Below are 6,489 nucleotides of genomic sequence, written 5' to 3' on the forward strand. Positions count from 1 at the left end.
GTCGAGGTCGACCGGCTTGGTCGCGCGCCGGGTCAGCAGCAACTGCTCGGCGATCGGCGGGCGCATCCCGGCCAGTGCTAATGCCTCGCGCATTCGGCGCATCGGACGTTTGCTCATGGACTCGCAGTCTAGGAGTCGCGCGATTTGCCCAGATGGTCACATATGTCGCAGGAACCTCTGCGCACGAAGAGCCCGCGCAAGCTGATGCGATGGACGCCCCAGGCTCAGAAGTACCGCGGGAACCGGCTCCAATCGGGAGCCCGCTTTTCCAGGAAGGCATCGCGGCCCTCGACGGCCTCGTCGGTCATGTACGCCAAACGTGTTGCCTCCCCGGCGAACAGCTGCTGTCCCACCAGCCCGTCGTCGAGCAGGTTGAACGCAAACTTCAACATCCGTTGCGCCTGAGGAGATTTCGCGTTGATCTCGGCCGCCCATTGCAGCGCCACCGTCTCCAGCTCGGCATGGTCGACGACGGCATTGACAGCGCCCATCGCGTGCATCTGCTGGGCAGTGTAGGTCCGTCCCAAGAAGAAGATTTCCCGGGCGAACTTCTGACCCACCTGGCGAGCCAAATACGCGCTGCCGTAACCGCCGTCGAAGCTGCCGACGTCGGCGTCGGTCTGTTTGAAGCGGGCGTGCTCGCGGCTGGCCAAGGTGAGGTCGCACACGACGTGCAGGCTGTGCCCGCCGCCGGCGGCCCACCCGTTGACCAGACAGATGACGACCTTGGGCATGAAGCGGATCAGCCGCTGCACCTCGAGGATGTGCAGCCGACCGGCGCGCGCGGTGTCGATAGTGTCCGCGGTCTCGCCGGACGCGTACTGGTAGCCGCTGCGGCCGCGGATGCGTTGATCACCGCCGGAGCAGAACGCCCAGCCGCCGTCTTTGGGCGACGGCCCGTTGCCCGTCAACAGCACCACGCCGACGTCGGGCGACATCCGGGCATGGTCAAGCGTCCGGTACAGCTCGTCGACGGTATGCGGGCGAAAGGCGTTACGGACCTCCGGGCGGTTGAACGCCACCCGGACGGTGGGGTCGGTGACGTGGCGGTGGTAGGTGATGTCGGTCAGGTCGGCGAATCCGTCTACCGCTCGCCAGACATCGGCAGCAAAAGGATTGTCGCTCAAGGCTTTCGGACTCCCTCCAGACGGAACACCGGGCGGGCCACCGTCGCCTCAGCGGCGGCGCGAACGTTTGCCACCCAAGCCGCGCCCGGGAATCCGCCGACGATGTACTCCTTGCCGTCCACGGTCATCGGGCTGACCGGCGTCGAGCGCAGTTTCCCGGACTTGCGCCCGGGCACCGTCAACACCACCGGCCCCTCGCCGCCGAATCGGAAGCCCAGCCGCGACATCCGGATGAATATCTTGTTCATCGGCTTGAGCCACCACGGCGGTCGGACAGCTGCGCCACTTCCCACAGGCAGCGACGTTACCTCTGAAAGCGCTCGACACCATCGGGCCGGGGCTCCGTTGTACCGACGGCGTCCAGTCGTGCCAGCGCGTCGGCGCTCAGGGTGACGGAGGCCGCGCCGAGGTTCTCCTCGAGGTGTGCCATCGACCGTGTGCCCGGAATCAGCAACGTGTTCGGCGCATGCGCCAACAACCACGCCAATCCCACCTGGGCGGCTGTGACTCCGAGCTCGCCGGCGATCTTGGCCACCACCGGGTTATCGGCGACCTTGGGGAAACCCGGGAAGGACGAGCCGAGCGGGAAGTACGGCACCCAGGCGATGTTCTCGGCGACGCACAACTCGAGCGTGGCCTCTTGCGAGCGGTCGAGCAGGCTGTAGGGGTTCTGCACGCACACGATCCCTGCGGGCAGCGCCCGCTGCACCACGTCGAACGGCACGGCACTGATGCCGATCCCGCCGATCTTGCCCTCGTCGCGCAGCGCGATCATCTCCGCGAGTTGGTCATCGAGGCCGACGATCTGGTCGCCGTCGGCCTGCAGGCCCGGCCCGAGATCGAGGCGTCGCAGATTGACCACCGGAACGCAGTCGAGGCCGAGCTGGCGCAGATCGTCTTCGACCGCGGCGCGTAGCTCGGCGGGCTTTTGCGCAGGGGCCAGGGGTACCGGTTGTTCGCCGGTGTATCGCGCACCGACCTTGCTGACGATGACGAGGTCGTCGGGGTAGGGAGCCAGCGCCTCGCGGATCCGTCGGTTTACTTCACCGGGGCCATAGAACGACGCGGTGTCGATGTGGTTGACCCCGAGTTCCACGGCGCGACGCAACACCGCGACCGCGTCCGCGACCGACACCGCCTCGAACAGTTGCATTGCGCCGTAGCCGACGCGGGCAACATTCGCCGCGCCGATGGTCCCGGTACCACCGGGCTGTGGTTTGTCCGTCATGGTGCTCCCTCATGCCACACTGAAGAAATGCGGAGGACCCTCCGCTTGCCACAGCCTAGCAGAAGCGGAGGAGCCTCCGTTTTGATCTCCGAACCAATTCGGTCCGATGCGCGCCGAAACCGGGAGAAGTTGCTCGAGGTGGCAACCGCGGCGTTCGCTACCGCGCAGGGGCGACCGGTGTCGCTCGAGTCGATCGCGCGCGACGCCGGCGTTGGGATCGGCACGCTCTACCGTCATTTCCCCAACCGGGAGGCCCTTGTCGAGGCGATCTATCGTGCCGAGCTCGCTGACGTGGCCGCGGCGGCCGAACAGCAACTCAAGCGGCATCCGCCCAAGATTGCCCTGCGACGCTGGATGGACCGTTACGCAAGCTTCGTGGCCGCCAAGCGCGGGATGGCCGAGTCGTTGCACGCGATCTTTGACTCCGGCGCCATGGCGCCCAGCCAGACTCGCGACAGCATCGTCGGTGCCGTCGATCTGCTGCTGCGGGCCGGGGCGACCGACGGCAGCCTGCGCTCCGACGTGCAAGCCGACGATGTGGTGTCCAGCCTGATCGGTATCTTTTTGGCCAGCAGCTCACCCGAGCAGACCAACCGCATGCTCGACCTGCTGGTAGCCGGCGTGGCCGCACGAACGTGACGCCACAGTAACGCTGGGCCGCGAGCCTGACTGTGGCGTCACGTTAGGCGACAGGAAACTAGCCGACGGCCCGCTCGGCTCCTTCCCAGAACTGCGCGCGCACCGCCTTCTTGTCCGGTTTGCCCAACGCGGTCACCGGCAGCGAGTCGACGACGACGACCCTCTTGGGCGACTGCACCGAGCCCTTGCGTTCCTTGACCGCGGCCTGGATCTCGGCGGTCATCCTGGCAACCGCATCGTCGTCGCGCGGCGCGTCGGGCCGCAACACCACCACTGCGGTGACGGCTTCGCCCCACTTCTCGTCGGGCGCCCCGACCACGCAGACCTGCGCCACAGCGGGATGTTCGGCGACGACGTCCTCGACCTCGCGGGGGAACACGTTGAACCCGCCGGTGACGATCATGTCCTTGACCCGGTCGACGATGTAGTAAAACCCGTCCTCGTCCTCGCGGGCCATATCGCCGGTGTGCAGCCAGCCGTCTTTAAAGGTGCGCGACGTCTCCTCGGGCAGATTCCAGTAGCCGCCCGCCAAAAGCGGTCCGCTGACACAGATTTCGCCGACTTCGCCTTGCGGCACCGGCTTGCCGTCGAGGTCCAACAGCGCGACCCGCTCGAACAGCGTTGGGCGTCCGCACGACGTCAACTGCTTCTCGTCGTGGTCACCCTTGGCCAGGTAGGTGATGGCCATCGGCGCCTCGGACTGACCGTAGTTCTGGGCGAAGATCTTGCCGAATCGGCGGATCGCCTCGGCCAGCCGCACCGGATTGATCGCCGAAGCCCCGTAATACACGGTCTCCAGCGACGACAGGTCGCGGGTATGTGAATCCGGGTGGTCCATCAGCGCGTACAGCATCGACGGCACCACAAATGTCGCCGTAATCCGCTTTTCCTCAATGGTCTTCAGGACTTCAGCGGGATCGAACCTGGGCAGCACGTACATTTGCCCGCCCTTGACCAACGTCGGCAGGAAGTACGCCGCCCCGGCATGCGACAGCGGCGTGATCATCAAAAACCGCGGCTGCTCGGGCCATTCCCATTCCGCGAGTTGGATCATGGTCATGGTCGAGATCGACTGCGCGGTGCCGATGACACCCTTGGGTTTGCCGGTCGTGCCGCCGGTGTAGGTCAACCCGATGATTTGATCCGGTGGCAGGTCGGCGGCCACCAGTGGACGCGGCTCGTACTTCTCGGCCTCCGCCGACAGGTCCTTGGCCACATGCTTCAACGCATCCGGCACCGGGCCGATGGTCAGGATCTGCTTCAGCGAGTCGACCCGCTCCAGCACCCCCAACGCCCGCTCGACGAACATCGGGTTGGGGTCGATGATCAGCGAGCTGATCCCCGCATCGGACAGCACATAGGCGTGGTCGTCGAGCGAGCCGAGCGGATGCAGGGCGGTGCGCCGGTAGCCTTGGGTTTGGCCGGCGCCGATGATGATCAGCACCTCGGGCCGGTTCAGCGACAGCAGCCCGACCGCGGCGCCGGTCCCCGCGCCCAGCGCCTCGAACGCCTGGATGTACTGGCTGATTTTGTCGGCCATCTGTCCGCCGGTCAGGGTGGTGTCACCGAGGAACAGCACCGGCTTGTCGCGGTGGCGCTTGAGCGCACCGACCAGCAGATGCCCGTTGTGGGTGGGATTGCGCAGCAGCTCGTCACTCATGCAGGCAAGACTAGAACGTGTTACAAAACTAGCCGAGCCGGTCCTACTTTTTGGCTGCGGCCCGCCGCTGCACTTCCTTCTGGACATATGCGTTGTCCTGCGGGAACTCCTCCGTCTCGTGGACGCGCCGGACCTCCAGCGTCACGCCCGGGCCGAGCGGACAACGCGTCGCCCACTGCACCGCTTCGCCCTTCGACGAGACGCTGATGATCCAGAACCCGTTGAACAGCTCACCGCGATACGGCTCGTCCCTGACCGCCGGCGGGTCTGAACTGAAGTCGACGACGAAGCCCTCTTCCGGCCCGGCGAGACCCTCGCCGGCCAGCAACACCCCGGCCTCGATCATCGACTCGTTGTAGCGGCCCATTGCGGTCAGAATCTCGTCGAACGGGACGTCCTTGGCGGCTTCCTGGGCCTCGTTAGTGGACCGCATGATCATCATGTAGCGCATCGCTAATTCCTCTCGTTCGGATGGCTCACCACAATCGACTCGCCGGGGCGACGTTTCTCATCGCAAGGCACGATAAGACCCATGCCGCCCCCGCTCGACGACATCCTGGATCGCCTGCATGTCATGGCGTTGCCGATGCGGGTGCGCTTCCGCGGCATCACCACCCGCGAGCTGGCTCTTATCGACGGTCCCGCCGGCTGGGGGGAATTCGGCCCGTTCCTCGAATACGGGCCGGAGGAGGCGGCGCATTGGCTCGCGTCCGCGATCGAATCGGCCTACCAGCCACCACCACCGCCGCGACGCGACCGCATTCCGATCAACGCGACCGTGCCGGCGATAACCGCCGCCCAGGTGCCCGAGGTGCTGGCTCGCTTCCCGGGCGCGCGCACCGCCAAGGTCAAGGTCGCCGAGCCCGGGCAGAGTATGGCCGACGATGTCGCCCGCGTCGAAGCCGTCCGCGCGCTGATCCCGACGGTGCGCGTCGACGCCAACGGCGGCTGGACCGTCGAGCAGGCCGTCGAAGCCGCCAAGGCGCTCACCGCGACCGGCCCGCTGGAGTACCTCGAACAACCCTGCCGCAGCGTCGACGAGCTCGCCGAACTTCGCCGCCACGTCGACGTCCCCGTCGCCGCCGACGAAAGCATCCGCAAAGCCGACGATCCACTACACGTAGTCCGCGCCCGCGCCGCCGATATCGCAGTGCTGAAAGTTGCTCCGCTGGGCGGCATTTCGGCCCTGCTGGAGATCGCGGCGCAGATCGACATTCCGGTGGTGATCTCCAGCGCGCTGGATTCGGCGGTCGGGATCGCCGCCGGGTTGGCTGCCGCGGCCGCATTGCCGGAGCTGCACCATGCCTGCGGGCTGGGCACTGGCGGGCTGTTCGTGGAGGACGTCGCCGAGCCGACGAGGCCACACGACGGCTACCTGCCGATCGGGCCCATCACCCCTGACCCCGAACGCCTGCGAGCGCTCGCCGCCCCGACAGAGCGGCGGCAGTGGTGGGTCGAGCGTGTCAAAGCCTGCTATCCGCTACTAGCCATGTCCTGATCTGTGGGGTACGTGTCATAGACGCCACAGGGGTGCGTCCCCGACACTAAATCCGTGACGCGTTCGGTAGTGATACTCGGCTTCCCCGGCATGCAGGCACTGGACGCCGTCGGGCCGTTCGAAGTGTTCAGCGCGGCCTCCACCTGCCTGGCCGCGAACGGCCGCGACGGCTATCAGCCGGTGCTGGTTTCGGCCGACGGACAACCGGTGGCCACCCGAACGGGCCTGACGTTCGCCACGACCGCGCTGCCCGACCCGCGCCAACCGGTCGACACCGTTCGTACTGCCCGGCGGCCGCGGCGTCCACGCGGCGCGACAGAACCCCCAGATCATCGCC

At 66.8% G+C, this 6,489-nt stretch carries 6 protein-coding genes and 3 pseudogenes (1 of these 9 only partly in view); 3 read left to right on the plus strand and 6 right to left on the minus strand.

All coding sequences use genetic code 11. The annotated features are described in order from the left end of the window. The 4 genes and pseudogenes from ACFE99_RS19085 to ACFE99_RS19100 all read right to left on the minus strand — a co-directional run. A pseudogene (locus ACFE99_RS19085) lies at positions 1-117 on the minus strand (SDR family oxidoreductase); it reaches 761 nt to the left of the window's first position. Between the two features lie 107 nt (positions 118-224). Next, entirely contained in the window at positions 225-1,127 is a 903-nt protein-coding gene (locus ACFE99_RS19090) for a 1,4-dihydroxy-2-naphthoyl-CoA synthase (RefSeq protein ID WP_375488000.1), read from the minus strand. Between the two features lie 32 nt (positions 1,128-1,159). Beyond that, positions 1,160-1,375, minus strand: a pseudogene (locus ACFE99_RS19095) (nitroreductase/quinone reductase family protein); the annotation flags it as partial. Positions 1,376-1,431: 56 nt separating this feature from the next. Beyond that, on the minus strand, positions 1,432-2,355 hold the full coding sequence (locus ACFE99_RS19100; protein WP_375488001.1) for an aldo/keto reductase: 924 nt from the start codon (positions 2,353-2,355) through the stop codon (positions 1,432-1,434). A gap of 84 nt (positions 2,356-2,439) precedes the next feature. Here ACFE99_RS19100 and ACFE99_RS19105 point away from each other — a divergent pair, with 84 nt between their 5' ends. Further along, entirely contained in the window at positions 2,440-2,994 is a 555-nt protein-coding gene (locus ACFE99_RS19105; RefSeq protein WP_375488004.1) for a TetR/AcrR family transcriptional regulator, read from the plus strand. Positions 2,995-3,052: 58 nt separating this feature from the next. On the opposite strand, the gene fadD8 is transcribed toward ACFE99_RS19105, so the two are convergent. Then, positions 3,053-4,654, minus strand: a complete 1,602-nt coding sequence (gene fadD8 / locus ACFE99_RS19110) for a fatty-acid--CoA ligase FadD8 (RefSeq protein WP_375488002.1) — start codon at positions 4,652-4,654, stop codon at positions 3,053-3,055. A 43-nt stretch (positions 4,655-4,697) separates the two neighbouring features. Beyond that, positions 4,698-5,105, minus strand: a complete 408-nt coding sequence (locus ACFE99_RS19115) for a YciI family protein (protein ID WP_375488003.1) — start codon at positions 5,103-5,105, stop codon at positions 4,698-4,700. Between the two features lie 72 nt (positions 5,106-5,177). On the opposite strand from ACFE99_RS19115, the gene ACFE99_RS19120 reads away from it, so the two are divergent. Beyond that, complete coding sequence (locus ACFE99_RS19120; RefSeq protein WP_375488005.1) at positions 5,178-6,152, plus strand: o-succinylbenzoate synthase; 975 nt, start codon at positions 5,178-5,180, stop codon at positions 6,150-6,152. Positions 6,153-6,206: 54 nt separating this feature from the next. Then, positions 6,207-6,489: pseudogene (locus ACFE99_RS19125) on the plus strand (hypothetical protein); the annotation flags it as partial.

The sequence above is a fragment of the uncultured Mycobacterium sp. genome, assembly GCF_964249325.1.
In the GTDB taxonomy this organism is placed as follows: Bacteria; Actinomycetota; Actinomycetes; order Mycobacteriales; family Mycobacteriaceae; genus Mycobacterium.

Coding starts and splice junctions, on each gene's coding strand:
- ACFE99_RS19100 (WP_375488001.1), bottom strand. CDS start 2,355: ATGACGGACAAACCACAGCCCGGTGGTACCGGGACCATCGGCGCGGCG.
- fadD8 (WP_375488002.1), bottom strand. CDS start 4,654: ATGAGTGACGAGCTGCTGCGCAATCCCACCCACAACGGGCATCTGCTG.
- ACFE99_RS19115 (WP_375488003.1), bottom strand. CDS start 5,105: ATGCGCTACATGATGATCATGCGGTCCACTAACGAGGCCCAGGAAGCC.